At 48.1% G+C, this 2,320-nt stretch carries 3 protein-coding genes and 1 pseudogene; 2 read left to right on the top strand and 2 right to left on the bottom strand.

All coding sequences use genetic code 11. From position 1 onward, the window contains the following. Positions 1-51: 51 nt before the first annotated feature. Positions 52-246: pseudogene (locus tag ACS72_RS19490) on the top strand (tetratricopeptide repeat protein); the annotation flags it as partial. 218 nt (positions 247-464) lie between these two features. Here the strand turns inward: ACS72_RS19490 and ACS72_RS19485 are convergent. After that, positions 465-890 (bottom strand): hypothetical protein, encoded by a 426-nt coding sequence (locus ACS72_RS19485; protein WP_048881214.1) that lies wholly within the window; start codon positions 888-890, stop codon positions 465-467. Positions 891-1,030: 140 nt separating this feature from the next. Between ACS72_RS19485 and ACS72_RS19480 the strand changes: the two genes are divergently transcribed. Beyond that, complete coding sequence (locus ACS72_RS19480) at positions 1,031-1,360, top strand: response regulator (RefSeq protein ID WP_212771680.1); 330 nt, start codon at positions 1,031-1,033, stop codon at positions 1,358-1,360. Between the two features lie 536 nt (positions 1,361-1,896). Here ACS72_RS19480 and ACS72_RS19475 read toward each other — a convergent pair. Further along, the coding region (locus ACS72_RS19475) for an FtsK/SpoIIIE domain-containing protein (protein WP_048881212.1) at positions 1,897-2,320 on the bottom strand (424 nt) is incomplete at its 5' end.

Below are 2,320 nucleotides of genomic sequence, written 5' to 3'. Positions count from 1 at the left end.
GAGCTGGATCGTCCGACTAAACTGAATCGAATCAAATCACGCAAAGGTGTAGTGGAGCACGATCAGGCACGGGAACTGCTGGAAGAAGGAAAATTTGCACAGGCTGCTGAATTGCTCGAAGGCATGTCTTCTGATTATCCTGATTACTTGGCTGCCCGTAACAATCTGGCACTCGCCTACTATTATATGGGTCTGTTTCCCAAAGCAAAAGAGACTATTGCCGAAGTGCTTGAACAGGAACCAGGTAATCTGCATGCACTCTGTAATTTGGCCATTTTCCATCAAAATGAGAACCGGGCTGATCAAGTGCTGCTTCTGATCAAAAAATTGCGGGTCATCGTGCCCTTCCAGCACGAACAAGTCTACAAACTGGCGACAACGATGGGAATTCTGGTCCAACACGATACAGCTTATGTTCACTTCCGGCGTTGCGTCCGGTCGTGCCGGCGAGATCGACGGTCACGTCACTTCCCCGCCGCGAGCTGGTCGATCTGCATCTGGGCGTTGGAGAGGAAGGTGTTCACGTCCTCTTCGCCGAAGATGACCGACTTGGAGTACTCGTCGCGGAACGCCTGCCAGATCTCGACCGAGCTGGTGACGTTGGGCACCTCGACGGTGCGCGCGGCCTGGTCACCGAACTGCTGGTATGCCGGGTTGGCGCTGAAGTAGTCGGCGTAGGTCGTGGTCAGGTCGGTGCGGAGCGGCATCTGACCGGTCTCTTCGAGCCATTTGCCGTCCTGCTCCTGGCTGGTGGCGAACTTCAGCACCTCCCAGGCGGTGCCCTTGTTCTGGCACGCGGTGAAGAGACCGACGTTCTTCGCGTCGCTGAAGGTCCACGTCTGGTCGGCCGCGGTGCCCTTCTCTGTCGGCACGAGAATATTGAAGTTCATGCAAAAAGCTTATTCTTTCTCTACATATACATCCTATATTTTGGGATAGAAACATTAAAAAATTTGCGGCATTTATTCGCAATTCACCTTGTTTTTTTAGCATTTTCTTAACATATTATTTTCACCAGGAGTGTGACCCTATGACTATCAAAGTACTTCTTATAGAAGATGAGAAAAATCTGGCCGACATGATTGCTTTCTTTCTTGAGGAGGAAGGATACATCACTGAACGGGTTCATCATGCCCGCGAGGCACTTCAACTGTTTCCACAATTCCAGCCGGATATTGTTGTAACGGATCTCATGCTTCCTGAAATGGATGGAAATGATCTCGTAGATGCCTTTCGCCAGCACTCCACTGTGCCCATTCTGATGATCTCGGCAAGCACCATGCTGAATGATCGACTTCGTGCATTGCATAATGGTGCGGATGACTTTCCCCGTATAAGCACCCGTTTGTACTCCCCATGAAATAATATAATTGAGGCCTCCCGTTTTATTGGTTTTGCTAACGGTAATGATCGATCTGGAGCTCTTCCCTTGAGGAAGCTTACTTACATCCAGATTCATAAAACTACTCGTGCCGTTATATTCCAATACCGGATTGAAATTGATATTATGATTTTTATCATCCCAATAGGTCGGTTGATTCGCTTCCGTACTTTGGGTTGCGTTGTTTATTTTACTGCCTTGATCTTCCCAGATATTCACCTTTTCGCCGCTGGCAACTCCGTTTACCCGCTCTGGTCGTAGCCATAGTGAAGGGGATCCAACTCCGCCCGGACCAACAGGAGTCTGGTTAGTCGCATCCGCTTGAGCCAAACTCATGGGCAACGTTCCAATCGCCAGAATAAAGGAAAGAACCAGCATGGACATTCTTTGCCATGGTTTCTTCCGGATTTTTGCTGTGTACATGGTTTCCTCCTACTTAATATGTTATTTTTGGACTGCTTACTGACTCAAAACATCATATCTACCCTCATCGTGCTTATTCTACACAAAGCCTCTTACCAAACTCTTTGTTCATGTCTGGAACGCAGAATCTTGTAATATTCATCAATATGCTGGAGGTTTCCCGCATCATTTAATATTTTTTGCCTTCTGACCAGTTCGGCACGAAGTGAAATATTCGCCCGCTCGATCAAATTCCCATCCAGATTGGTGATTGTCCCTACCACATGAGGCAGATCAACAAATGTATTGGACATCCCGCCACCTTTATAGTCAATCAGCATGAAGGCCAGATCATGTGGATGGAATTCTGCAGCGAGTGAAGCTACGATGGACTGGATAACTTCACTTTTACCTGAACCAGTTGTACCTGCAATCAGACCATGGGGACCATGACCCTGACGTTCAATTTTGTCATGCAGGTTTATCGCAATTTTTTTGCCACCAGCGCGTACACCCATTGGTACAGGCAGCGTATCA

The organism is Acinetobacter sp. VT 511, from assembly GCF_001077515.1.
In the GTDB taxonomy this organism is placed as follows: Bacteria; Pseudomonadota; Gammaproteobacteria; order Pseudomonadales; family Moraxellaceae; genus Acinetobacter; species Acinetobacter schindleri.
Note: the sequence above shows the minus strand (reverse complement) of the source record. Positions and strands in the feature narration are given on the sequence as shown.

Coding starts and splice junctions, on each gene's coding strand:
- ACS72_RS19485 (WP_048881214.1), bottom strand. CDS start 890: ATGAACTTCAATATTCTCGTGCCGACAGAGAAGGGCACCGCGGCCGAC.
- ACS72_RS19480 (WP_212771680.1), top strand. CDS start 1,031: ATGACTATCAAAGTACTTCTTATAGAAGATGAGAAAAATCTGGCCGAC.